This is a genomic window from Streptomyces sp. ST2-7A, assembly GCF_021390475.1.
Taxonomy (GTDB): domain Bacteria; phylum Actinomycetota; class Actinomycetes; order Streptomycetales; family Streptomycetaceae; genus Streptomyces.
Map to the genome: position 1 here is coordinate 120,552 of NZ_JAJUWS010000010.1, position 24,904 is coordinate 145,455.

Annotated in this window: 19 protein-coding genes and 1 pseudogene; 5 read left to right on the forward strand and 15 right to left on the reverse strand. The window is 74.4% G+C overall.

What is annotated here, in order from left to right:
• Positions 1–61 precede the first annotated feature (61 nt).
• The 6 genes and pseudogenes from LZF96_RS08900 to LZF96_RS08925 form a co-directional block, all read right to left on the reverse strand.
• Positions 62–802, reverse strand: coding sequence for an SDR family NAD(P)-dependent oxidoreductase (locus tag LZF96_RS08900; protein ID WP_233868288.1), 741 nt, complete (start codon positions 800–802; stop codon positions 62–64).
• A gap of 315 nt (positions 803–1,117) precedes the next feature.
• Positions 1,118–2,122, reverse strand: a complete 1,005-nt coding sequence (locus LZF96_RS08905) for an ABC transporter ATP-binding protein (protein WP_308294172.1) — start codon at positions 2,120–2,122, stop codon at positions 1,118–1,120.
• A 633-nt stretch (positions 2,123–2,755) separates the two neighbouring features.
• Positions 2,756–3,688: pseudogene (locus tag LZF96_RS08910) on the reverse strand (ABC transporter ATP-binding protein); the annotation flags it as partial.
• Between the two features lie 29 nt (positions 3,689–3,717).
• Positions 3,718–4,824, reverse strand: coding sequence for an ABC transporter permease (locus LZF96_RS08915; protein ID WP_233868291.1), 1,107 nt, complete (start codon positions 4,822–4,824; stop codon positions 3,718–3,720).
• Positions 4,821–5,909, reverse strand: coding sequence for an ABC transporter permease (locus LZF96_RS08920; protein ID WP_233868294.1), 1,089 nt, complete (start codon positions 5,907–5,909; stop codon positions 4,821–4,823). Before LZF96_RS08920 ends, LZF96_RS08915 begins: the two co-directional genes overlap by 4 nt.
• Before the next feature lie 236 nt (positions 5,910–6,145).
• Positions 6,146–7,960: an ABC transporter substrate-binding protein gene (locus LZF96_RS08925; RefSeq protein WP_233868297.1), complete on the reverse strand. Its 1,815-nt coding sequence runs from the start codon at positions 7,958–7,960 to the stop codon at positions 6,146–6,148.
• 604 nt (positions 7,961–8,564) lie between these two features.
• Here LZF96_RS08925 and LZF96_RS08930 point away from each other — a divergent pair.
• Complete coding sequence (locus LZF96_RS08930) at positions 8,565–8,876, forward strand: DUF397 domain-containing protein (protein ID WP_374203181.1); 312 nt, start codon at positions 8,565–8,567, stop codon at positions 8,874–8,876.
• A gap of 173 nt (positions 8,877–9,049) precedes the next feature.
• Here LZF96_RS08930 and mqnP read toward each other — a convergent pair whose 3' ends face one another.
• Complete coding sequence (gene mqnP / locus LZF96_RS08935) at positions 9,050–9,973, reverse strand: menaquinone biosynthesis prenyltransferase MqnP (protein WP_233868300.1); 924 nt, start codon at positions 9,971–9,973, stop codon at positions 9,050–9,052.
• Positions 9,970–11,421 carry a menaquinone biosynthesis decarboxylase gene (locus tag LZF96_RS08940; RefSeq protein ID WP_233868303.1) on the reverse strand — a complete coding sequence of 484 codons (1,452 nt, stop codon included), beginning with the start codon at positions 11,419–11,421 and terminating at the stop codon, positions 9,970–9,972. Before LZF96_RS08940 ends, mqnP begins: the two co-directional genes overlap by 4 nt.
• Before the next feature lie 86 nt (positions 11,422–11,507).
• Here LZF96_RS08940 and LZF96_RS08945 point away from each other — a divergent pair, with 86 nt between their 5' ends.
• A complete protein-coding gene (locus tag LZF96_RS08945; RefSeq protein WP_233868306.1) occupies positions 11,508–11,960 on the forward strand; it encodes a PLD nuclease N-terminal domain-containing protein in 453 nt (150 codons plus the stop codon).
• A 530-nt stretch (positions 11,961–12,490) separates the two neighbouring features.
• Here LZF96_RS08945 and ccsB read toward each other — a convergent pair.
• From ccsB to hemL, 6 genes are all read right to left on the reverse strand, one after another.
• Complete coding sequence (gene ccsB, locus LZF96_RS08950) at positions 12,491–13,627, reverse strand: c-type cytochrome biogenesis protein CcsB (protein WP_233868309.1); 1,137 nt, start codon at positions 13,625–13,627, stop codon at positions 12,491–12,493.
• The gene (locus LZF96_RS08955) at positions 13,620–15,770 is read right to left on the reverse strand and encodes a cytochrome c biogenesis protein ResB (protein ID WP_233868312.1); all 2,151 of its coding nucleotides are present in this window, start codon (positions 15,768–15,770) and stop codon (positions 13,620–13,622) included. The genes ccsB and LZF96_RS08955 overlap by 8 nt, the downstream gene beginning before the upstream one ends.
• Before the next feature lie 119 nt (positions 15,771–15,889).
• A complete protein-coding gene (locus tag LZF96_RS08960) occupies positions 15,890–16,657 on the reverse strand; it encodes a cytochrome c biogenesis CcdA family protein (RefSeq protein WP_233868315.1) in 768 nt (255 codons plus the stop codon).
• 94 nt (positions 16,658–16,751) lie between these two features.
• On the reverse strand, positions 16,752–17,366 hold the full coding sequence (locus tag LZF96_RS08965) for a TlpA family protein disulfide reductase (RefSeq protein WP_374203182.1): 615 nt from the start codon (positions 17,364–17,366) through the stop codon (positions 16,752–16,754).
• 283 nt (positions 17,367–17,649) lie between these two features.
• Complete coding sequence (locus LZF96_RS08970) at positions 17,650–18,279, reverse strand: histidine phosphatase family protein (protein ID WP_233868393.1); 630 nt, start codon at positions 18,277–18,279, stop codon at positions 17,650–17,652.
• A 483-nt stretch (positions 18,280–18,762) separates the two neighbouring features.
• On the reverse strand, positions 18,763–20,088 hold the full coding sequence (gene hemL, locus LZF96_RS08975; RefSeq protein ID WP_233868318.1) for a glutamate-1-semialdehyde 2,1-aminomutase: 1,326 nt from the start codon (positions 20,086–20,088) through the stop codon (positions 18,763–18,765).
• Between the two features lie 116 nt (positions 20,089–20,204).
• Between hemL and LZF96_RS08980 the strand changes: the two genes are divergently transcribed.
• The 3 genes from LZF96_RS08980 to LZF96_RS08990 all read left to right on the forward strand — a co-directional run bounded on the left by LZF96_RS08980 (position 20,205) and on the right by LZF96_RS08990 (position 23,210).
• Entirely contained in the window at positions 20,205–20,810 is a 606-nt protein-coding gene (locus LZF96_RS08980; RefSeq protein WP_233868321.1) for a hypothetical protein, read from the forward strand.
• A 490-nt stretch (positions 20,811–21,300) separates the two neighbouring features.
• The gene (locus LZF96_RS08985) at positions 21,301–22,269 is read left to right on the forward strand and encodes a hypothetical protein (protein WP_233868324.1); all 969 of its coding nucleotides are present in this window, start codon (positions 21,301–21,303) and stop codon (positions 22,267–22,269) included.
• A gap of 125 nt (positions 22,270–22,394) precedes the next feature.
• Entirely contained in the window at positions 22,395–23,210 is an 816-nt protein-coding gene (locus LZF96_RS08990) for a hypothetical protein (RefSeq protein ID WP_233868328.1), read from the forward strand.
• Positions 23,211–23,293: 83 nt separating this feature from the next.
• Here LZF96_RS08990 and LZF96_RS08995 read toward each other — a convergent pair whose 3' ends face one another.
• Positions 23,294–24,427, reverse strand: coding sequence for a winged helix DNA-binding domain-containing protein (locus LZF96_RS08995; protein ID WP_233868331.1), 1,134 nt, complete (start codon positions 24,425–24,427; stop codon positions 23,294–23,296).
• Positions 24,428–24,904 lie beyond the last annotated feature (477 nt).

The window sequence follows — 24,904 nt, forward strand, 5'->3', positions numbered from 1 at the left end:
TTGCGGCCACCGCGCGATCTCCGAAAACCCACCCCGTCCCGAAGCGGACCGAGCTCGCGGGTCAGGCGGTGAAGCCGCCGTCCACATGGATCGAGGCTCCGGTGATGTACGCGCCGTCGGTACTCGCCAGGTGAGCGACGGTACCCGCGATCTCGGCCGCTTCCGCATACCGGCCAACAGCCGTGAACCCGGCGATCATCTCGGCGTTCGGTCCATCGGCGGGGTTGGTGTCCGTATCGGTGGGACCGGGGTGTACCAGGTTGACGGTGATTCCACGCGGGCCGAGTTCCCGGGCCAGGCCCTTCGTCATCCCGACCAGAGCCGTCTTGCTCATCGAGTACAGCGCCAGTCCCGGGAAGACCGCGCGCTCGGCGACGTTGCTGCCGATGCTGATGATGCGGCCACCCCGGTCCATGTGACGCACCGCGGCCCGGGACGCCACGAACGGGGCCCGGACGTTCACCGCCAAAGTGCGATCAACCTCCGCCGACCCCAGGTTCTCGAGTGGGCCGACGAGGAAGACTGCGGCGTTGTTGACCAGGATGTCGAGTCCACCGAACGTCGCGGCGGCCTCGTCCACTGCGGCGGTGAGCGCCTCGGGGACCGCACTGTCCGCTCGGACGGCAAGGGCCCGACGCCCCCGGGCCCTGATCCGCTCCACCACCTCGGTGGCGCGTTCCGCGCTCTTCTCGTAGGTCAGGACAACGTCGGCGCCCTCCTCGGCCAGTCGTAACGCGACAGCGGCGCCGATGCCTCGGCTTCCGCCCGTGACCAGGGCCACGTTTCCCTCGAATCGGTTCATGCGGTCGAGCATCGCGAGCGGTGGTGTCGGAGGCCGGCGGAAATCCGACCTCGTGCTCAACCCGGGGGAGGCACCCCATCCCGGCCATGAAGCCGCACCGGAGCCCGAGAAGTTCCTCCGGCCGGGACACTCCGACGAAGATCACGAAGTCGCCCGGGCCCGACCTCGAGTTCGTCGCGGAGTGGTTCGCTCTCCCGGTGCCGGCCCTCGACGGCGCCCGGGACGCCCCTGCGGACCCGGCGCAGCACCATGCCCACCGCGAGTAGGGGAACCGCGTCACCACCTTCCGGCGGCCACGACCGGGCCATGATCGACTCATCGGGATTCTCCGTGCCGTGACCACTCACGCCCGGTCAGGTGGCAGGCGGCGCCGTCCCGGTCGGCGGGCAGCGGCGGCAGGGGCACGGCGCGACAGGCGTCGGCGTGCGGCGGGGCGACCTCCGGACAGCGGGGATGGAAGCGGCACCCGCCCGGCACGGCCGCCGCGTCAGGGGACTCCCCCGCCAACAGACGGCGTCCGCCGGGCGGGGCGTCCGGGAGCACCGACAACAGGGCCCGGGTGTAGGGGTGACGGGGATCGGTGAGGACCCGTTCCGTGGGCCCGATCTCCACGATCCGCCCCAGGTACATCACCGCCACCCGGTCCGCGATGTTCCAGGCCAGGCCGAGGTCGTGGGTGACGACGAGGGCGGCGAGGCCGGTCTCCCGGCGCAGTCGCAGCAGCAGGGCCAGGATCTCGCCGCGCACCGAGGCGTCGAGCGAGGCGACGGGTTCGTCGGCGATCAGCACCGACGGCCCGGTGACCAGGGCTCCGGCGATGACCACCCGTTGGCGCTGTCCACCGGAGAGTTCGTGCGGGCGGGCGTGGAAGAAGGACCCGGGGGGTCGCAGCCCGGCACGGGAGAGCGCGGCGGCGACGCGTTCCTCCTCGCGGTCCCGGATGCCGTGCACGCGCAGGCCCTCGGCGACCGCCTCGTACACGGTGTGACGGGGGTTGAGCGCGCCGGTGGGGTCCTGGAGGACGAGTTGGGCGGCGCGGCGAAAGGCCAGCAGGCCGCGCCGGGTGCGGGGCAGCGGTCGGCCCCGGTGCAGGACCTCGCCGGCGGTGGGGGGTTCCAGGCCCAGCAGGGCGCGGGCGACGGTGGTCTTGCCGCAACCGGACTCCCCCGCCAGGGCCAGGATCTCGCCGGGGCGCAGGTCGAGGTCGACCCCGTCGACGGCGCGGGCGACCCGTCGGCCGCGCAGCGGGAAGCCGACGGTCAGGCCCCGGGCGCCGAGCACGGTCCCCCGGTCGGTGGGCTCGGCGGGAGGGTGGGGCACGGCGGGGCCCGGGTCCGGGTCCGGGGCACCGCCGGCGGCGGTCGTGGCCGCGCCGGTCCCGGGGTCGGGGGTCGGGGCGCTCCCCCCGACGACGGACGCGGCGGCGGCCCGCCGGGAGCGGTGCGCGGACGGGACGGGTCGGGCGTCGCCGCCGACGGGGCCCCCGCCGGGCGCGGGGGTTTCCCCAGCCGGGCGGGGTTCGGCACCGGAGTCGGAACCGGATGGGGCGGCTCCCGCTCCGTCGGGCGCGGCACCGGCCCGGGGGGTGTCGTGTGGGCCCCGTCCGTGCCGCGTGCCGTCGGTGTTGTGCGGGGGTGTGTCCGCGCCGCCGTCCGGGTCGGCGCCGCGCCCGACGGTCGCGGGGGACACGCCGGCGGGCCTCCGCCGGCGGTCGGGGGGCGCGTCCGCCGAACCGGTTCCCTCCGGGGTGCCGGGAGGGGGGTCGGGGGTCGGCGCCGTCCCCGGGCGCACATCCCCGCTGCCGGCCGTCGCGTCGGCGTACGGACAGGCGGAGCGGTGATCGGGGCCCGGCGGTTTCCCACCGGTCGGCCCGGTACCCGACCCGTGGCCCGGCCCGTCGCCCGCCGGGGGCACCGCCGGCACCGGCAGCAGCGCCGGCCCGTCGAGCGGTTCGGCGCAGGCGTCCCGTTCCAGCGGGCAGCGCGGCCGGAAGGCGCACCCCGCCACGAGCCGGGAGGGGTCCGGCGGGTCGCCGGGCAGACCGCGCGGGGCGTACCGGTGCGCGAGGTCGCCGATGACGGGGAAGGCGGCGATCAGACCCCTGGTGTAGGGGTGGGCGGACCGGCGCAGCACGGTCGGGGCCGGGCCGCTCTCCACGATCCGCCCCGCGTACATCACGGCCAGCCGTTCACAGGTGTCGGCGAGCACGGTCAGGTCGTGGCTGATCATCATCAACGCGATGTCGCGTTCGGCGACCAGCCGGCGCAGCAGGTCCAGGACCCGGGCCTGCACCATCACGTCCAGGGCGGTGGTCGCCTCGTCTGCGATCAGCAACCGGGGCGAGCAGGCCAGCGCCATGGCGATCATGACCCGTTGGCGCTGTCCGCCGGAGAGTTCGTGCGGGTACGCGCGGGCACGGCGGGCGGGCAGCCCGACCCGTTCCATCAGCTCCAGGGCTCGGGCCTCGGCGGCACGGCGGTCCACTCCCGTGTGCCCCTCGTGGAGCAGGATCGGCTCGGCGATCTGCCGCACCACCCGGTGCACGGGGTTGAGGGAGTGCAGGGCGCCCTGGAAGACGATGGATGCGCCGGTCCAGCGGACTGCGCGCAGCCGGCCGGGAATCATGCCGAGCACGTCCTCGCCGTCGAGGAGGACCCGGCCGGTGACCCGGGCGGCGGGCGGCAGCAGACGCAGCACGGCGGAGGCGAGCGTGGACTTGCCGCAGCCGGACTCGCCGGCGACGCCGAGGGTGCCGCCGGGTTCGAGGTCCAGGGTGACGCCCCGGACGGCCGGGACGGGCCCCCGGGAGCCGTGGTGGACGACGTGCAGGTCCTCCAGGCGCAGCACCGGCGGCGCGGCGGCGCGGTGAACGCCGGCCGGGTCCAGGGGGGCGGCGGGTGCGGGGCTGGGCGCGGTCACGGGCGGGGGCCCTCCTCACCGGTCGGGGGAACGCGCGGGTCGGGGTTACCGGTGCCCGGCGCGACGGCGCCGGGCGGGACGCCCGCCCCCGGGGCGGGGACGCCGGCGGGGACCATGGCCGGGACGCCGCCCGGGCCGGACCGGGCGGGGACGGCGGCGTGCGGATCGAGGACGACCTCGAGGGTGCGGGCGCACAGCGTGAAGGCGAGGACGACCAGCAGGATCGCCAGCCCGGGCGGCAGCAGGTACCACCAGGCTCCGGCGGTGACGGCGCCCGCGCGGAAGGCCCGTTCCAGGGTGGTGCCCCAGGAGAAGGAGGTGGGGTCGCCGAGGCCGAGGAAGGAGAGCGCCGCCTCGGCGAGGATCGCGCCGGAGACCTGGAGGCCGGCGGCGGCCAGGACCAGCGGCATGAGGTGCGGCAGGACGTGCCGGGTCATCCGGCGGATCCGGCCGGCGCCCAGGGCGCGTGCCCGCTCCAGGTGGGGGCGGGCCTCCACGGCGAGGGTCTGGGCGCGCACCAGGCGGGCGGTGCCGGCCCAGGAGGTGAGGGCGATGGCGAGGATGACGGTGCCGGTGCCGGGTCCCATGGCGATGACCAGGGCGATGGCCAGCACCAGGCCGGGCAGGACGACGAACCAGTCGGTGAGGCGCATCAGCAGCCAGGAGGTGCGTCCGCCGAAGTGGCCGGCGAGGAGGCCGACCAGGGTGCCCAGGAGGACGGCGAGCGCGGCAGCGGTGAGGCCGACCAGCAGCGAGACCCGGGTGCCCCACAGGATCATGGCCAGGACGGGCCGGCCGATCTGGTCGGTGCCCAGCCAGAACTCGCGGCTCGGGGGCTCCAACCGGCCGCCGGGGGCGTTGGCGGCACCGAGGTGGTCGGGGTCGACCAGCCAGGGGGTGAGGAGTGCGACGAGCACGATGAGGAGCAGCAGCGCCAGCCCGACGACCCCGGAGCGGTGGACGCGGTAGCGGCCCCACAGGTCGGCGGCACCGGCCCGGAGGCGGGCGACGGGTCCGGGCCGGGTGGGAGGGACGGGAGGGATGGGAACGGGCGGAACGGGGACGGGCGGGATGGGAACGGGAGGGATTGGGACGCGGCTCATGCGGTGCTCCGGACGCGGGGGTCGAGGAAGCGGTGGAGCAGGTCGGCGACGAGGTTGGCGAGGATGGTGGTGCCGGCGAAGAAGATGAACAGCACCTGGAGCAGGGGGATGTCGGGCACCCGGATCGCCTGGTGGAACAGCAGCCCCAGGCCGGGCCAGCTGAAGATGGTCTCGGTGAGCAGGGCCCCGTTGAACACGGCGCCGAGTTGCAGGCCGATGAGGGTGACGGTGGGCAGCAGGGCGTTGGGGACGGCGTGCCGACGGCGCACCAGGTCGTCGCGCAGGCCCTTCGCGCGGGCCACCCGCAGGTGGTCGGCGGCGCGCTCGTCCATGATCGAGGAGCGCATGATCAGCACGTACTGGGCGTAGACGACGGCGGCCATGGTCAGCGCGGGCAGCACCAGGTGGTGCGCGACGTCCAGGGTCTGCGGCCACCACCCCTCCCCCACGCCGCGCGCGGAGCGCATCCCGTTGACCGGGAACCAGCCGAGGTGGACGGCGAAGACGACGATGACGATCATGCCGAGCCAGAAGGTGGGCGCCGACCACAAGGTGAGGGCGAGGCCGACCTGGGCGCGGTCGAAGCGGCTGCCGGGGCGCCAGCCGGCGCGGGTGCCGACCCACACCCCGAAGCCGACGGCGAGGACGAGGGCGGTGCCGGTGAGCAGCAGGGTGGCGGGCAGCCGGGACCACATGAGTTCGGTGACGGGGGCGCTGGAGACGTAGGAGGTGCCCCAGTCGAGGGTGAACAACTGGTTGAGGTAGTCGCGGAACTGCACGGCGAGGGGGTCGTCCAGGCCGAGTCGGTCGCGGATCTCGCGCTGCTGTTCGGGGGTGAGCGGGGTGTCGCCGGCGACGGCGCGGACGGGGTCGCCGCCGATGACGCGGAAGATGACGAAGGCGCTGAGCAGCACCAGCAGCAGGGAGACGGCGGCGCCGAGCAGACGGTTGCCGAGGTAGCGGGCGAAGTCCCCGCCGGGGAGGCGCGGGAGGCGCGGGCCTTCGGGTCGGTCGGGGCCGTCGGGCCCGGCGTCGGGCGGTGGGGGGCCGCCGGCGCGGGGCGGGGCGGCGGTGGGTGTGCCCATGGCGCTCCTCGGGGCGTCGGAGGTGGTGGGGCGGGCGGGGTGGTCCGGGAGGGGTGGCTTCGGGCCGACGAACGGCCGCCTGCTCGTGCGGCGGGAAGTGGGCGGAGGGGGGACGGAACGGTCGAGCGGGGTCGAGCGGCGGGGCGGGGCGCGGGCTCGGCCCGGCGGTCGCGGCGACACGGAACCGGCGTCGGCACCGGACCCCGGTGGTGCCGACGACTCCCGGGCCGGCCGGGTCAATCGCGCAGGTGGGCGGTGCGGCGGCGGTGGACCGCGCGGGCGACGGCGGCGAGCAGCAGCGCCGGGGCCGCGAGTCCGACGGCGACCCCGAGGCCGTTGCCGCCTCCCGTCCCGCCGGGCACCCCGCCGGGCACGGGGGCGGCGAGGGCGTAGCCGTAGTCGGCCTGTTGCCGGGTGATGGAGCCGCCGGACGCGGGGAGCATCCCGAAGCCGGTCCAGCCCGCCGAGTGCGCCTCCATGGTGTGGTCGTAGGCCAGCACGATCTGCGGCACCGCCAGGTAGAGGTGACGCTGCATCGCCCGCACCAGTTCGGCCCGGGTCTCCGGGTCGGTCTCCAGGCGCTGCCGCTCGTAGAGGGCGTCGAACTCCTCGTCGCAGTACCAGGAGAAGGTCAGGTCGGTGGGGCCCGGCTCCTCGGGGAGGCGGGCACAGGTGTGGTAGGCGAAGTCCTCGTCGGGGTCGGGGCCGTAGTTCCAGCCGCCGAAGGCGAGGTCGTAGGTGCCGGCGGCGGTGCGTTCGTTGAGCGGCGCGGAGGAGAGCGCCTCGGGGCGCAGTTCGACGCCGATGCCGGCGGCCCACTCGACCAGGAAGTCCCGGATGTCGGCGTAGGCGGGGCGGTCGGAGTGGTACAGCAGTCGGAAGGAGAGCGGCCGGCCGCTGTCGGGGTCCACCCGCGGCCCGTCGGGGTCGGGGCGGCGGTAGCCGGCCTCGTCGAGCATCCGGTTGGCGAGGTCGGGGTCGGCGGTGACGGTCTCCGGTCCGGGGTCCCAGAAGTGCCGGGGGAAGACGGGCGCGACGATGGAGACGCCCGGCTCGGCGTGGCCGGCGTGCACGATCTCCACCAGGCGGTCGCGGTCCACGACGTGGTGGAGGGCGCGGCGCACGACGGGGTCGCGCAGGGCGGGGTGGCCGTCACCGATGGGTCGGCCGTCGCGGGTGCGGGCGCCGGTGTTGAAGCCGATGGCGTCCCAGTGCCGACCGGGCTGGACGGAGACGGTGACGCCGGGCGCGGAGCGCAGCGCGTCGGCCTGCTGCGGGTTGAGGCCGTCGACCAGGTCGATCTCGCCGCGCAGCAGGGCCTGCACGGCGGCCTCGGTGGTCTCGTGGTTGCGCATCACCAGCCGGTCGTAGGCGGGCCGGCCGCGCGGGTGGTCGGGGTTGGCCACCAGCGTGATCCGTTCGCCGGGACGGTACTCGGCCAGGGAGAACAGGCCGGAGGTGGGCAGACCGGGTTCACCCCGGTAGGCGGCCGGGTCGTCCATCTCCGACCAGATGTGCGCGGGAACGATCGGGGTGTTGTTGAGGTGGTGCATCACCGCGCCCGGTTCGGCGACCCGGATGACCAGGGTGTGATCGTCGACGGCCTCCACGTCGGTGAAACCGTCCACCAGGCCGCCGTGCCGGCCGTTGAGCACGGGGTCGGTGCGCAGCAGGTCCAGGGTGAAGGCGGCGTCCCGGGCGGTGACGGGGACGCCGTCGGACCACACCGCCTCCGGATCCATCCGGTAGGTCCACTCGCGGCCGTCGGCCGAGTGCTCCCACTCCAGTGCCAGGCCGGGCGCGGGAGCCCAGTCCTCGCGACCCCAGCGGATCAGCGGCTCGTACATGAGGTTGTTGAGCTCGCCCTGGATCACCCAACCGGAGTCCAGCGGGTTGAGGTGCGGCAGGGCGTCCAGACCGGTGCGGCCGACCACCAGCGTGCGGTCGGTGACACCCCGGGGGTCGGCCTCCCCGGTCCGCGCGGCGGGGGCCGGGGGGCCGGCGGAGGTGTGTGCCGGTGCGGCCGGTGCGGCCAGAGCGGCCGACACCATGACGACCGTCACGAACGAGGCGGGCCGGGACACGCCCGGTGGTCGGCCGCGACGCGCCCGGCGCGACGCGCCCGGGGGATGACCGTGTCGCGTCACGGGGCGGTTCCCCTTTCGGGCCGGAGACGGGTACCCGGAACGGCCGGGAGCGGTGGCCGGTCGACGGGTGCTCCGGCCGTTCCCGGGACGGACGACCATGGTTTCCGGTGGTGGGGGAAAGGCCCCGCGAACACGCCGCCCATTCCCCCGGATGCCCCGGGGGAATTCGTCGACCGTCACCGGAACGTCGACCCGGGGAATAACCGGCGGGAAAATCCCGGCGTTCGGCGCCGAGCGTGAGAGGGGAATATCCGGGTGCCGCCCGGGAATGACAGCGGGGCACCCCCGGGAAATCCGGATGGTTTTTCCGCTCCTTCACCGTTCCTCTCCCGGGAGGCGGGGCCGGCGGATCCCGGACCGGGGCCCGGTGGGTGTTCGGCGGGTTACGCTGGGTCGTGTCCGGCCCGGGGCGACTGCGCCGCGCGGGTCCGGGCACCGGGACGCGGCCCCGGGGGGCCGAGGCACGACGGATGCGACGGATGCGACGGATGCGACGGAGGGATCCGGGATGACGCCTACCGACGGCCGACAGTTCGGCGAGGGCGGGATGCCGGTGCTCGGCGAGGCCGAGGCGGCCGGGCTGGACTGGGTGCGTGCCGAGGTGGAGGACGGTTCGGACGAGGACTGCTTCGAGGTGGCCCTGGACGGCGCGTGGGTGCACATCCGGCAGACCGACGACCCGGCCGCGATCGTGACCACCACCCGCCCGAAGTGGGACGCCTTCGTCCTGGGCGTGCGGAACAACGAGTTCGACCACTTCGTCACCGGCGCCGGCGGACCGACCGGCCCCTCGTCACCCACGGGATCCGCCACGTCCTGACCGGCACGACCCCCGGGACCCGCACCGGCACCGGCACCGGGGGCATCACCGCAGCCGCCCCGGGCGGCCCCGCCGGCGCCGCCCGGGATTCGTCCTCGCCCCGCCGGCGAACGGCCGCGCCCGGCGACGGGCCCACCACCGGGGCGGTCCGGCGGGCCCCGTCCGGCGGGTGGTCAGCGGCCGAGGCCGCGCACCAGCAGGTCGATCAGGGCGAAGACGAACAGGCTGATCCCGACGAAGCCGTTGACGGTGAAGAACGCGCGGTTGAGCCGGCTCAGGTCGCCCGGCCGCACGATGGAGTGCTCGTAGAGGAAGGCCGCCGCGACCACGGCCAGCCCCACCCACCAGGCGACGCCGGCGCCGGTGAGCAGCCCGAACCACACCAGCAGGGCGAGCGTCACCGCGTGGCAGGCGCGCGCTCCGTACAGGGCGGCGTCGATGCCGAAGCGGGCCGGTACCGAGCGCACCCCCTCGGCCCGATCGGCGGCCACGTCCTGGCAGGCGAAGATGAGGTCGAAGCCGCCGATCCAGATGCCCACGGCCAGGCCGAGGACGACGGCCTCCCAGGACCAGGCGCCGGTGACGGCGAGCCAGGCGCCGACCGGGCCCATGGCCTGGGCGAGACCGAGGATGGCGTGCGGGAAGTCGGTGAACCGCTTGCCGTAGGGGTAGACCACCATCGGCACCACGGCGACCGGGGCCAGCATCAGGCACAGCGGGTTGAGCAGCGCGGCGGCGCCGAGAAAGACGACCAGCGCGATCAGCGCGCCGGTCCACGCGGTGCGCACCGACAGCGCGCCGGTGACCAGTTCGCGGGTCGCGGTGCGGGGGTTGCGGGCGTCGATCTCCCGGTCGATGATCCGGTTGGCCGCCATCGCGAAGGTGCGCAGACCGACCATGGCCACGGTGACCAGCAGGATCGTCCATCCGTCCACCCGGCCGCCGTCGTCCACCAGCATGGCGGTGAGGGTGGCCAGGTAGGCGAAGGGCAGGGCGAAGACCGAGTGTTCGATCATCACCAGCCGCAGGAACGCCCGCACCCGCCCCCGGGGTCCGGGGGCGGGTGCGGGGCGGTGCCGCGCGTCGGGGACGGTCACAACCCGTATTCCTTCCAGCGTTCGGTGACGCGGCGGGCGGTCTCCGGGTCGGAGACGATCATCTCCGGCCAACCCCCGTCGCGGGTGTAGCCCTCCTCCGGCCACTTGGCGGTGGCGTCGATGCCCGCCTTGCCGCCCCAGAACTGCTGGTAGGAGGCGTGGTCCAGGTGGTCCACCGGCCCCTCGGTGACCATCAGGTCGCGGGAGTAGTCGGTGTTGCCCAGCGCCCGCCAGGCCACCTCGTGCAGGTCGTGGACGTCACAGTCGGCGTCCACGACGATGATCAGCTTGCTCAACGACATCATGTGCGCGCCCCAGATGGCGGACATCACCTTCTGCGCGTGTTTGGGGTACTTCTTGTCGATCGAGACGATCGCGCAGTTGTGGAAGCCGCCCGCCTCCGGCAGGTGGTAGTCCACGATGTCCGGGATGATCACCTTCAGCAACGGCAGGAAGAACCGCTCGGTGGCGCGCCCCAGCGGACCGTCCTCGGTGGGCGGACGGCCGACCACGATGGACTGGAACACCGGCCGCCGGCGCATGGTGACGCAGTCGATGGTCAGGGCCGGGAAGGGCTCCTGCGGGGTGTAGAAGCCGGTGTGGTCGCCGTACGGGCCCTCGGGCAGCGTCTCGCCGGGGTTCAGCCACCCCTCGAGCACCACCTCGGCCCGGGCCGGCACCTGGAGCGGCACGGTGTGGCAGTCCACCATCTCCACCCGCTTGCCCTGCACGAAGCCGGCGAACAGGTACTCGTCGATGTCCCCCGGCAGGGGGGCGGTGGCGGCGTAGGTGACGGCGGGCGGACAGCCGAAGGCGATCGCCACCGGCAGCCGCTCCCCGCGCCGGGCGGCGACCTGGTAGTGGTTGCGGCTGTCCTTGTGGATCTGCCAGTGCATCCCGACGGTGCGCCGGTCGTGCCGCTGGAGCCGGTACAGACCCAGGTTGCGCACGCCGTTCTCCGGGTCCTTCGTGTGGGTCAGGCCCAGGTTGAAGAAGGAGCCGCCGTCCCCGGGCCAGGTGAACAGCGCGGGGAGGGCGTCGAGGTCCACGTCGTCGCCCTCCAGGATCACCTCCTGCACCGGCCCCGACTTCACCTTCCTCGGCGGAACGTGCGTCATCGCGCCGAGCTTGCCGAACGCCTCGCGCATCCCGACGAATCCCTGCGGGAGTTCCGGCTTCAGCAATCCGGCGATCTTCTCGCCGATGTCCGAGTAGGAATCCAGACCGAGTGCCTTGAGCATCCGACGATCGGTGCCGAAGACGTTCATCGCCAATGGCATGTCCGAGCCCTTGACGTTCTCGAACAGCAGCGCGGGACCGCCGGCCTTGTTGACGCGATCCGTGATCTCGCCCACTTCGAGGTGCGGATCGACCTCCGCCGTCACGCGTGTGAGGTCCCCGTCGCGTTCCAGAGCCCGCAGCAACCCGCGGAGGTCGTCGTATGCCATGGGCCCCAGTATTCCGGACGCATTACCCTTGGCATGTCAGGGGGCCTCGACGCGGCCCGGTACACCTCTTACCAGGGGGACACGACATGCTCAGGGTACTGATGTTCCTGGCTCTGCTCGGGCTGGCCATCTTCGCCCTCGTGGACTGCATCCGCACCAGCAACGACGACGTGAAGCACCTGCCGAAACCGGTGTGGATGATGGTGATCGTGTTCGCCTGGGTCCTCGGTCCCGTCGCGTGGCTCCTCATCGGCAAGCGGCGGGCCTTCCCCGCCGGCCGGGGTGCGGGCAGGGGCGGGGGCGGAGTGCGCCGGGGCGGTGGCTGGGTGGCCCCCGACGACAACCCCGACTTCCTGCGCGCCCTCAACGAGGAGAAGCATCGCGAGGAGAACCAGCGGGACAAGAAGCTCTTCGAGAGCTGGGAGGAGGACCTGCGGCGCCGCGAGGAGGACCTGCGGCGCGGCAACGACGACGACGGCTCCGGCCCCACACCCGGGCCCGGCTCCGGCTCCCCCGGCGGGGACTCACCGAAGAGCTGATCCACCTCCGGTCCGGCCCCTCGGGTCCGGCCGAGGTCGGTCACCGTTCGTTCCCCTCCCCCGGCACCCGGCCCGTTCGCCTGCCCCGACGCGTTCGCCTGCCCCGACGGCGGCCGGCCGGCCCGAGGTGCCCGCCGCCGGCCCGGACACCCTCCGCCGGATTGGCGGCGGGAGCACGGCCGACCCGGTCGGGAACGCCCGCCCACCGTGCCGAGGCCCGGGCGATGGCGCCTCGGGTAAACCACTCCGGCGCGTCCGGCACCGGCCCCGGCGCGGAGCACTTCGACAGACGCCCTTCCGGCCCGAGCCCCGCGCCACCGCCCGGCACGCCACCGCCGGGCACCGGACACCCCGGCCCGGCGCCCGGCACGCACACCACCCGCCGGCGCGGACCGCTTCGACCGGCGCGCACGCCGAAGGGGACGGAGGCCCCCGCCGGTCACCACCCGGCCGGCTCCCGCCCCCTTCACGCACGCCGCCCCGGTCCCCGCGTGAGGCGGGGACCGGGGCGGCGGGAGCCGGAACCGGACTCAGTCCACGCCGGCGTAGGAGTGCAGGCTGTCGACGAACATGTTGACGCCGTAGTAGTTGAACAGAAAGCACAGGAAGGCGAAGATCGCCAGGTAGGCGGCCTTCCGGCCCCGCCAGCCGGCGGTGGCCCGGGCGTGCAGGTAGGCGGCGTAGCCGAGCCAGGTGATGAACGACCACACCTCCTTGGGGTCCCAGCCCCAGTACCGACCCCAGGCGTTCTCGGCCCAGATCGCCCCCGCGATGATCGTGAAGGTCCACAACGGGAAGACCACGGCGTTGATCCGGTAGGCGAAGCGGTCCAGGCTCACCGAGGAGGGCAGCCGTTCCAGCACCGACTCGGCCACCCGGCCGGGCGTGCCGCCCGCCAGGAGCTTGGCCTCGTAGCGGTCCCGGAAGAGGAACGCGACGGTGGCCACCGCGCCCAGGTAGAACATCGCGCCGCAGACGATCGCCAGCGAGACGTGGATCCACATCCACACCGACTGCAGGGCGGGCGGCAGCTGATCGCTCTCGGTGTACAGGACGGTGACGGCCAGGCCCAGGTCGAGCAGGACGGTGGTCACCAGGGGCAGTCCGAGCCAGCGGACGTTGCGGCCGGCCAGCATGAAGCCCAGGAAGCCGGCCACCGCCACCATCGAGAAGGTGGTGGAGAACTCGTACATGTTGGCCCACGGCGCCCGCTGCACGGCGACGGCGCGGAGCACCACGCCGCCCAGGTGCAGCAGGAAGGCCAGCACGGTCAGCGAGACGGCGATCCGGCCGTACAGGTCGCCGCGCTCGTCGCCGGCGGCGGCGCCGGGACCGTCGGGCACGTCGTCCCGGCCGACGGCCCCGGAGCGGGTGACGACGGTCGGGCGCTCCAACACGGAGGAGGTGGCACCGCCCCTGCGGACGGTGACCGCCGGTACGGCGCCCCCCGCTTTCCCGGACGCGGTGTCGGCGGAGGTGCCGGAGTCCCCGCTCCCGGCTCCGCCGGTGGCGGTCGGGGCGAGGGCGGCGGCGGTGCGGGCGACGCGGCTGCGGCTGCCGAAGGCCCACTCGGCGATGTAGGCCAGGAACGCCAACACGTACACGGCCATCGCGGAGTAGACGAGCAGCTTGCCGTAATCGGCGAGCCCGGGGTCGGCGTCAAGCATCGCGGGACTTCTCCTTCCGGTCCCGGGTGGAGTCGGCTCCCCCGGAGTCGGTGTCACCGACGGGGTCCGCCGGGTGGCCGGGCGGCCCGGCGGGGTCGTCGTGGGTGGGGTCGGAGGGCGCTCGTGGGGCGGGGGCGCCCCCGGCGGCGGTGTCGGCGTCCCCGGTCGCGGTGGCCGGCCTCGACACGGCGGAGCCATCGCCGTCGGCGGCGTCCCCGACGGTCGTGCCGGTCACGGTGGCCGGGACGGGCCCGGCGGCGTCACCACCGCCGGTGGGGGCCGGCTCGGCGTCGTCGGGCAGCGCCGGGGCCCGCCGGCTCAGCACCGCCGCCAGCTCGCCCAGCTCCTCCGGGATGCGGGAGGACTCGGTGCGGCCCAGCGAGCCCATCTCGACCAGGGTCCGCCCGTCGGGCCCGACCGTGGTCCGCACCCACACCCGGCGGCGCTGGATGAGCAGCGAGGCGGCCAGGCCCAGCACGGCGCCCACGGCGCCGGCCAACGCCCAGCCGTTGGCGGCGGGGGTGGAGATCTGGAAGCCGGCCCAGCGCTCGAAGCCCTCGAAGGTCAGCGACCCCTTGCCGTCGGGCAGCTCCCAGGTGTCGCCGGGCTCCATGCTGATGCGGCGCGGCTCCCCGGAGGCGTCGAGGAACTGTTCCATCCGGCTGGTGTCGAGCTGGTAGACGTTCTGCGGGATGCCCGCGTTGAGCCCGAGGTTCCCCCGGTACGCGGTGAGCGTCAGCACGGGGTGGTCGGGGTCGGGGAAGCTGGAGTGCGGGCCCCGGTCCGCGGTGATCCGGTAGGTGGGGCTGAAGATGCCCTGGAAGCCGAGCTGGTCGGGTTCGCCGTTCTCGTCCAGGTAGTCGGTGACCTTGATGACGCCGGTCGCGGTGCCCGCCATGTCCTGCGGCAGGAACGGCACCGGGCCGGTGAAGGCGGTCTCCCCCTGCCCGTCGGTGACGGTGACCACCGGCGCGAAGCCGTGGCTGATCAGGTAGACCTTGGCGTCGCCGACCGTCAGCGGGTGGTTGACCTCGATGGCGGCCTCGGTGCCCTCGGTGTCGCCGTCCCGCCAGTAGGTGACGTCGGCGCGGAACTCCCGGGGGGTGCCCAGGTCGGGGCCCTCGCGGGCGAAACTCGCGTGGAACCCGTCCAGGTCGAAGCGGAACCGCTCCAGCTCACCGATGTCGAACAGCGCGCCCGAGCCGAAGTCGTCGTACTGGGTGAGCGTGTTGGTGAAGCCGCTGCCGACCACGATCAGCTTGCCGCCCTCCGAGCGGTAGAGCTGGCCGGCGGCGAAGGCGATCAGCATGACGACCAGCGCGACGTGGAAGAGCAGGTTCCCGGCCTCGCGCAGGTAGCCCTTCTCGGCCGCCACGGCGCCGGGGTGGGCGCCGGCGGTGCCGGTGGCGCCCACCGGGCCGCCGCCGTCGGCGTCCCCCTCGCGGACGGTGCGGAAGCGGCGGCGGCGCAGCTCGCCGTGCGCGGCCTCCAGCACCGCCGCCGGTTCGGCGTCGGTCCGCCAGCGGACGGAGGCGGGCATCCGGTCCAGCCGGCGCGGGGCGCGCGGCGGCCGGGAGCGCAGTTGGCCGATGAACTGCCACGTGCGGGGGACGATGCAGCCGATCAGCGAGACGAACAGCAGGATGTAGATCGCCGAGAACCACACCGACGAGTACACGTTGAACAGTTGCAGCCGCTCGTAGACGGCCGCCAACGTCCCGTGGCGGGCGTGGAAGTCGGCCAGCACCGCCGGGTTGCCGGTCTCCTGCGGGATGAGGGAGCCCGGGATGGAGGCCAGCGCGAGGAGGAAGAGCAGGATCAGCGCGGTGCGCATCGAGGTGAGCTGACGCCAGTACCAGCGCCCCCACCCCAGCACCTCCCGGCCGAGCCAGGTCAGCGCGCCGCGCGCGCCCGGCTCGCGGGCGCCACCGAAGGAGCCCGAGCCGGCGGGGCCGTCGTCACCGGAGCCGTCACCCGAACCGCCGGAGCCGTCACCCGAACCGCCCGGGCCGTCCGAACCGCCGCCGTCACCCGGCCGCAGATGGCCCTCGGGGCCGCCGGTGGGCGCGGGGAACCCATCGGCGTCCTCCCCGATGCCGGGGGTCCGCTCGATCGTCGTTCCCGTGTCCCTGTGCTCAGCCATGGTGCCCACCGATCGCTGTCTCTCGCTTCGTGTCCCATCCGTTCCCGCGCGGCGTCCGCCCGGCGGGCGGGGGATCCGGGGGGATGGGGAGACGTCCGGTCGTGGCGGGGGTACCCATCTCAGATCCCCACCGTGAAGCCGGCGGACCACACCGTCAGCTGGTACACGATGCGGTCCCACAACCCGGTGACCAGCAGCAGACCGGTGACGATCATCATCACGCCGCCGATCCGCATCACCCAGGCGTAGTGCCGCTTGACCACCGAGAAGGCGCCCAGTGTCCGCCGGAAGGCCAGCGCCGCGAGAATGAACGGCAGGCCCATCCCCAGACAGTACGCGGCCGTCAGCAGCGCGCCGCGCCCGGCGGTGGCCTCGTTGAAGGCCAGGAAGTTCACCGATGCCAGGGTCGGGCCGATGCACGGCGTCCAGCCGATACCGAAGACCACGCCCAGCATCGGCGCCCCGGCCAGCCCGGCGGTCGGCCGGGTGTGGAAGCGGAACTCGCGCTGCCCCAGGCGCGACACCAGGCCCATGAAGACCAGACCCAGCAGGATGGTCAACACGCCGAAGATCCTGGTCAGGGTCTCGCGGTGTTCCTGGAGAACGTTCCCCACGCCGCCGAAGAGCGCGCCGGTGGAGATGAACACCGCCGAGAAGCCGAGAACGAACAGCACCGACCCCAGCAGCATCCGGCCGCGCCGGGCCTCGCCCAGGTCGGCGCCGCCCACCCCGGTCACGTAGCTGAGGTAGCCGGGAACCAGGGGCAGCACACAGGGGGAGAAGAAGGAGACCAGGCCACCGAGGATCGCCACCGGGATCGCGAGGACCAGGGCGCCGTCGAGAACGGTCTCGTTGGTCCCGGTGTAGGCCGCGAGCAGTTCCGTCATGGTGGGCCTGGTGTCCTTCGTGTCCTTCGTCGGGATCCGTCCCGGCGTTGCGGTGCCGGGTGGGTGGGGGCGGTGGGGCGCCGGGCGGGGGGGGTCAGCCCTCGGCGATGACCGGCTCCAGGATGTCCCGCAGTTCCTCCTCGGTCAGCGCCTTCAGCGCGCGCACCGCGATGCCGCCGTCCCGGTCGATGACGAGCGTGGAGGGGATGCCCTGCGGGGGCAGGGTGTTGCGCGGGAACTCCAGGATGAGGTTCCCCTTGGGGTCGAAGAAGCTGGGGTACTCGATGCCGTAGGTGCGGTCGAAGGCGAGGGCGTTGGCCGCCTCCAGGTCGCGGGTGTTGATGCCGATGAACTGCACCCCCCGGTCCTCGGTGTCGGCGGCGACCGTCGCGAGGTTGGGTGCCTCGGCCCGGCACGGCGCGCACCACGAGCCCCACACGTTGAGCACCACGACCTGACCCCGGTAGTCGGCCAGGGCCAGTGGATCGCCGTGGGTGGACTCCCCGGTGAGGTCGGGGGCCCTCGTCCGTTCCCCCTGCGGGACGGTGGTGACCATGCCGGTGCCCTCGACGATGTTGCTGTCGCCGCCGGAGGAGCCGGCGCTCTCGCCGGAACAGGCGGACAGGGCGAGCATCCCCGCCGCCGCACAGACCAGGGCCCGGGGGGCCCGACTGCCGGGGCGGACGCGAACGGCGCGACGAGCAATCATGTGAAAAGTTTCCCATGCGGGTTTTCGGGGGGTCACCGCGCCCCCCTTGTCCGGAATGAGACGTCCGGGAGCAGGGCCCGGGTGGGGTGACCGGAGCCCGGACACACCCGTACGGGCCGGGAGACGGGGCCGACGGCGACGCACCGATCGAACGGTCCGCCGGAGTGGCCCGCCGCGTCACCGGCGGGCACCCGGGCCGGCGGGAGTGCATCGGGCCGGGAGACGCCGGGGTCCCGGCGTCTCCCGGCCCGACACGCGTCCGGCGTGCGCGCCGGCGGTGGTCTCAGGCGCCCGCGCCCTTGATGCCCCCGGCGCGCAGGTGCGGCGGAACCAGGTCGATGACCGGTTCGCTGTAACCGACCGAGACGATCTCGTCGTCGAGGTAGGTGAACGAGGTCAGCGAGGCGAGGGTGCACTGCCGCTTGCGCGGGTCGTGCCACAGTCGACGGCCCTCCACGAAGCTGCGCAGGATCCAGATCGGCAGCTGGTGGCTGACGCACACCGCCTCGTGGCCGCGCGCGGCGTCCCGGGCGGCGTCCAGGGCCGCCTTCATCCGCGTCACCTGCCGCACGTACGGCTCGCCCCAGGAGGGACGCACCGGGTTGCGCAGGTGGTACCAGGCGCCGGGGCGGCGCCAGGCACCGTCACCGGGGGCGACCGGGCTGCCCTCGAAGACGTTGCCGGCCTCGATCAGCCGGGGGTCGGTGGCCACGCCCAGATCCCGCAGCGCCGCGATCGGCGCGGCGGTCTCCTGCGCCCGCTCCAGCGGGGAGGCGACCACGTGCGTGATGTCACGGGCGGCCAGGTGCTCGGCGACCCGGTCGGCCATCTTCCGCCCCAGGTCGGAGAGGTGGTAGCCGGGCAGGCGGCCGTAGAGGACGCCGGTGGGGTTCTCCACCTCGCCGTGGCGCATGACGTGCACCACGGTGCGCACGGGCGCGGCGGGGTCGCCACCGGGCGCGGCCGGGGTGGTGTCCGGGGTGGTGTCCGGGGACGGGGTCTGCTCGGGTACGGAGGGGCTGCTGCTCATCGGCTCTCTCGTTTCGGCACTCGGACGGCGGCGGGATCCCGGACCGCGCGCCGGGGCGTCCGGCGGGTGCCGGTGCGTGGTGGCGAACGGAAGGGGCGTCGGGCACGGGCGGCACCCGGCGGGGATCGGCGGTGGACGGAACGGCCGGTCGCCCGGTCGAACCGGTCGGGGTCGGTGGACCGGATCGGCCGGCCGGCCGGCCGAAGGGGGCTACCGGACGGGATCGGCGGACGGAGGCGGCGGCGAACGAGGTCGGGGACCGGGATGGTGGACCGGTCCGGGTCGGCCGACCACCCCGGATCGGCGGCGGGCGGAGGCGCCGGCCGAGGGTTCGGGCCGACCGGCGCCGACGGCGGGAGGTCCGCCTCAGTCGGACGGGGCGGTGGCCCGGGCCGCCGCGCGGGCCGCGTCGGGCAGCGCGTCCGCGATCCGCTCCAGCGCCACGGCGTCGTGCGCGGTGGAGACGAACCACGCCTCGAACGCGGACGGCGGCAGGTACACGCCGCGCTCGAGCATGGCGTGGAAGAAGGCGGTGAAGCGGAAGGACTCCTGGGCGCGGGCGTCGTCGTAGTTCCGCACCTCGCGGTCGGTGAAGAAGACCGAGAACATGGTCCCCGCGCTCTGGACGCGGTGGGCGACGCCCTCCTTGGTGAGCACCGCGTCGACCATCTCGCGCAGTTCCCGGGAGATCGCGTCCAGCCTCGCGTACGCGCCGACGTCCAGCAGGCGCAGCTGGGCCAGGCCGGCGGCGGTGGCCACCGGGTTCCCCGAGAGGGTGCCCGCCTGGTAGACGGGGCCGGCGGGGGCGAGTTTCGCCATGACGTCGGCGCGCCCGCCGAAGGCTGCGGCCGGGAAGCCGCCGCCCATCACCTTGCCGAAGGTCATCAGGTCCGGCCGGACCCGGTCGATGCCGTACCAGCCCTCGCGCGAGGCGCGGAAGCCGGTCATGACCTCGTCGGAGATGAGCAGCGCGCCGTGGCGGTCGCACAGCTCCCGCAGGCCGGCGTTGAACCCCTCCACGGGCGGGACCACGCCCATGTTGCCCGCCGCCGCCTCGGTGATGACGCAGGCGATCCCCTCGGGATCCGCCTCGAAGGCGGCGCGGACGGCATCGAGGTCGTTGTAGGGCAGCACGACCGTCTCGCCCGCCTGGGCGCCGGTCACACCGGGGGTGTCGGGCAGGCCGAGGGTGGCGACGCCGGAGCCGGCGGCGGCCAGCAGCGCGTCCACGTGGCCGTGGTAGCAGCCGGCGAACTTGATCACCCGCGCCCGGCCGGTGAAGCCGCGGGCCAGGCGGATCGCGGACATGGTCGCCTCGGTGCCGGAGGACACCAGGCGCACCTGTTCCACCGGCTCGATGCGGTCGACGATCTCCTCGGCGAGGGCGACCTCGCCCTCGCCGGGGGTACCGAAGGAGGTGCCCCGGGCCACGGCGGCCCGCACCGCGGCGGTCACCTCGGGGTGGGCGTGGCCCAGGATCATCGGCCCCCACGAGCACACGAGGTCCACGTACTCCCGGCCGTCGGCGTCCGTGAGGTACGGACCGGTACCGGACACCATGAAACGGGGCGTACCACCCACGGCGCGGAAGGCCCGCACCGGAGAGTTCACCCCGCCGGGGGTGACAAGGGCAGCGCGGTCGAAGAGTGTCTGCGAAACTGGGGCATCGTAGGAGTAGGTCACACGATCCATGGTGACAGAGGCTTGTCCGGCATCGCGCAACGGCGTTTTCACCACCCCGCGATTGGGGAAGCCTGGAACGATGATCGGGTCGGCGCGGCGGGGGTCGCGAACAATCGGGTGGTGACATGCATCGCGGTGGCGGACCGGGCGAGGGCACCGGGGACACGGGGCCCGACGTGCCCCCGCGTTCGCGTGCCCGCGGTCGGCACCGCAGGCGGTCGGAGTCCGGTGAACCCGAGCCGAGGCGTGCCGAGCCGCTGGCTCCCGAGGCGGAGAGCGGGGGGCGCATGGCCCGCATGGGGGTGACGTACAAGTACTTCGGCGCACCCGACGGCGCGACCGCCGCCCGGGTCCCGACGACGATGCGTCCCGAGGAGCTGGGCGGGGACGAACTCGGCCAGGGCATGTTCACCCGCATCAAGCCGGAGACCATGGCCGCCATGGTCCTCACCGGCCTGAACGGCATACCGCTGCACCGGGTCCCGCCGCTGGAGTTGGTGGTCCTGCACCCCGACTACGCGGTGGTCAAGCTGCCGACCACGGTCGTGGACCCGTTGCGGAACGTCGGTGAGGAGTCCATCGGCGCGGCGGCCTTCATCTGGTCCACCGTTCCCGACCGCAACGGCCCCGGCGACGCCTTCGACATCTACCGGTTGCTGCACGAGTGGCAGGACTTCAGCCACCGCCTCCACGAGGCCGGCCACCAGCCGTACTGCCTCGTCTGGCCCTGATCGGGCTCCTGTCCGTCCGGGCCGGTGGGCGCCCCGACGGCGTCCGCGCGCACCGGTCGAGTCCGCCCCGGGCCCGTTCCCGGCCCGAGCCCTCACACCCGCGCGCACGGGGCGATGTGCGCGATGTCACACCCCCGTCGGCCCGACCCCGGCGACCCACCCCGCCCTCCACTCCTCGTGCGGCACCCCCGCACCACCCGAGCGGGTGGACCGTCCGCCCCACGACTTCCCGCGGCCCCGCCCCGTCCGGTGCGCGCCGTCCCGGCTCCCGGACGTGCCGGCCCGTCACACCACCGATGTCTCCGGGCCCTCCCGGTACCGACGGCGGTGGGACGGTTCGGACCAGTAGACTTCACCGCCTGCCGGGGCACGGCGTGTCCGTGCCCGGCGACCACGACCACAACCACGACCACGGGAAGACTCCGGACCGCGTGCCGCCCGCCGGCGGCCGGTTCGGACGGCCGGTGTGCGGCCGGGAGGAGGGCACGACGTGCGGCGCATGGCGTTCATCGCGGGGGCCGCGCTGCCCGGCATCCTGCTCGTGACCCTGCTCTCCTGCTCCTCCGACCTCGGCGAGGAGACCGGGAACCGCACGGGCAACGGCTCCGGCCCCACCGCCTCCGCCGGCCGGCACTCCACCCTCCCCGAGCCCTGCGCCGCCGTGGACGGGGAACTGCTGGCCGCGTTGCTGCCCGGGGCCACCGAGGAGGAGCTGACCGGCGTCCCGGAGGCGACGTTCAACACCGCCCGCCGGGTGGGCTGCGTCTGGGAGGTCCGGGGCGAACAGGGCACCCACCGTCTGAGGGTGGACTTCCTGCGGGTGGTCTCCTACGACCCCGAGGTCAGTGACGAGGAGCAGGCCGAGCGGGACTTCGCCGCGGCCGCCGAGGCCGCCGGCCTGGACCTGCGGGCGGACCCGGAGGATGCGGAAGGGCCCGACGGGGTGGAGGGCGACGCGGACCCCGGACAGGAGGGGCCCGACGGCTCCCCCTCCCCGGAAGCGGACGCAGAGGACACGGATGGGGACGGGGACGGCGAGGAGACCGACGACGCCCCCGACGCCGATGCGACGGAGACCGACGGGGCCGACACCCCGGAGTCGGAGGAGGGGACCGACTCCGACTCCGACGAGAGTGACGCCGAAACCGGTGCCGGCGACGCGGACGGGGAGGTCGGCGAAGCGGGGACGGACGACGGTGAGGACGGCACGAACGGCGACGGCGACAGCCCCCGCGTCGTGGAGAACACCGGCGAGGAGTCCTGGCTCGACGACCGCCTCACCTCCGACGCCGACGGCGGTCTGCGCGAGATCGTGGTGACCTTCCGCACGTCCAACGCCATCGTCACCGTCACCCGTGCGGAGGATTTCGGTCCGGGCGGCGCCCTGCCCCGCGACCCGGAAGCCCGTGACCTCACCGTGGAGTTGGCCAGGCGTCTCGCGGTCCGTTTCGAGGAGTGAGTCCGGGCACGTCGCCGGGACACGGGTCGACGGGCCGTCCGGGGAACCGCCGGCGGGGCGTACCGTGTCTCCCCGACGGGAGACCCCGGGCATCGGGGTCACACGGACGAGGACACCGAGGAACCATGGACCCCCACGTTGCCACCGCCGGCCGGGCGGGCCGCCTGCTCGCCTGCGCACTCGTGCCGGCCCTGCTGCTGACCGCCTGCTCCTCCTCCGACGACGAGCCGGGAGCCGGCGCGCCCGAGGCGGTGCCCACCTCCGAGGCGATCCCGGAGCCCGTGCGCTTCACCGGCCTGCCCAACCCCTGCCGGACCCTGGACGAGGAGACCGTCGAGGAGGTGGTGCCGGGTGCCTCCGACACGGCCGGCGAGGAGTTGGAGTCCCCGGACACCGCCGCCAACGCCACCTGCCTGTGGAGCGGTATCGACGAGTACGACTTCCGCAGCCTGTCGGTGTCCCTGCGGCGCTTCGACTCCGACCCGTCGCTGGGCGGCGGCGAGGAGCGCGCCACCCGCTACCTGGCCGACCGGGCGGCGGAGGTGGAGGACGACGAGGGCCTGGAGGATGTCTCCGGCGGCGAGCCGGGCGAGGGTGACGGTTGGGGTGACGAGGCCCGCTCGTTCTCCTTCGCCGTGGACACCACCACCGGCGACGACGAGACCCGTGCCTCCCGCCAGCAGCGGGTGGTGGTCCGGATTGCCAACGTGGTGGTGACCGTGGACCTGACGGGCATCGACTTCGACGGGGACGAGCCGCCCTCCGCGGAGGAGATCACCGAGGCCGCCGAGCGGGCGGCGCGCGAGGCGGTGGCGGCGATCGAGGCGAACGCCCCCACCGCCGAGGACGAGGACGAGGGCGCGGACGCCGGGGACGCCGGGGACGCCGACGATGACGCCGGGGACGAGGGGGACGAGGACCCGGAGGATGTCGAGGGCTGAGCCCGACGCCTCTCCCGGGAGCCCGGTCCCCCGTTCGCCGAACGGGGGACCGGGCTCCTCGCCGTTCCCCGGCCCGGGCCGGCTCAGGCCGGCGAGGCGGCGACCCGCACCCGGTCGCCGGCCCCGTCGGAGAGGAAAGCGGCCAACGCCCGCCCCTCCCCGGTGACCTCGGCGTGCTCGGCCCGGGTGAGCCGGCGCAGCGGGGTGACGGTCACGGTCCCGGGCCCGTCACGCCCCTCGCCGTCCCGCTCGGCGGTCCAGGTCGCGGAGACCCGGCCGTCGACCAGCACCACCCGGGCCCCGGCAACCGACAGCCCCCGGTGGGCGTCGTCGATGATCCGGGTGCGGTCGTCGTAGCCGAGGATCGCGTTGTCGAAGGCCGGCAGGAACCGCGTCGGGGCCGGGGTGTCGGGGTCGGGACGCGGGGCGTCGGGCAGGTCCCACAGTTCCCGGCCGCGTTCGTCCCGGAAGGAGACCAGTTCGTCCCGGATCGCCGCCACCGCCGCCGGCAGTCCGGCCAGGCCGCTCCAGGCGCGCAGATCGGCCGTGGCGGCGGGGCCGAAGGCGGCCAGGTAGCGCCGGGCCAGTGCGCCGCCGACGGGGTCGGTGCCCTCCGGGGCCGGTGGGTCGATGTCGCGGCCCAGCCAGGTGGCGAGCGGGAGGTTGCGCACCCCCGCCCGGGCGCGCCACAGCCCGCGCGGCGGCAGCTGTGCCATCGGGATGAGGGCGGCGACCAGCATCTCGCCGAGCGCGCGGGGCGGCGGTGTCGGCCACCGCTCCGCGACCGCCCGGGCGAGTTCGGCCATCGAGCGGGGTTCACCGTCGGCCATCACCTCCCGGCCCGCCGCCGCCAATTCGTCGGGGTCCACGCCGTCGAGTTCGCGACGGTAGGCACCCCGGGCCCGTTGACGCAGCATGGCGTCGTGGCGGGCGCGCCAGGCCAGGACGTCCTCGGCGGCGAGGAGGTGCACGGTGCGGCGCATGAGGTGGGTTCGCACCACCCGGCGCCGGATCAGCAGGTCGCCGAGCGCGTCGGGGTCGAAGGCCCGCAGCCGGGACCACAGCCCGATGAAGGGTTCCTGCGGCTCCTGCGCCTGCGATCCGCACAGGTGCGCGACGGCGTCGAGGACGGGGAGGTCGGCGCGGTCGAGGAGGAGTTGGCGGGCGAGCGTGGCTCGGTTGAGCGCCCGGGTGTCGAGGACGTTCCCGGGGCTCATGCCGCCGCGCCTTCCCCGCACGGGAATCCCTCCGAGGGGGCCCCGGCGGGACGTGGCGGGTCGGACCACACGGTGGCCGAGAGGCGGGCAACGGCCCGGGGAATGGCGGTCACGAGGGGCGGGTCCTTCCGTCGGGTCCTCCGATGGTCCTCCCGGGCGACCGCCCGGACGACTCCCGACCACGGTCCCGGGAGATGCGGCCGGTTTCCGACCGCTTTCGGGGAGCGCGGTCGGGATGTCCGCCGGAATCCGTGGAGGGGATCCCGGCGGGGTCGATGATTCCGAGGCGTCCGCCGAACTTCCCCGGGGTGTCGGCGCGCCGCCCCGACCCGACGCCCCGTCACCCGTCCCGGCCGAACCGAGCGAGACCGGGTAAGCCCCGGTCAGGGGCGTCGCGTCAGAGGTCGGTGGGGTCTCCACGGCATCGGCGGACGGTCCTCGTGCCGGGAGGGGAGGGCCCGGGACCCGCCGTCACGG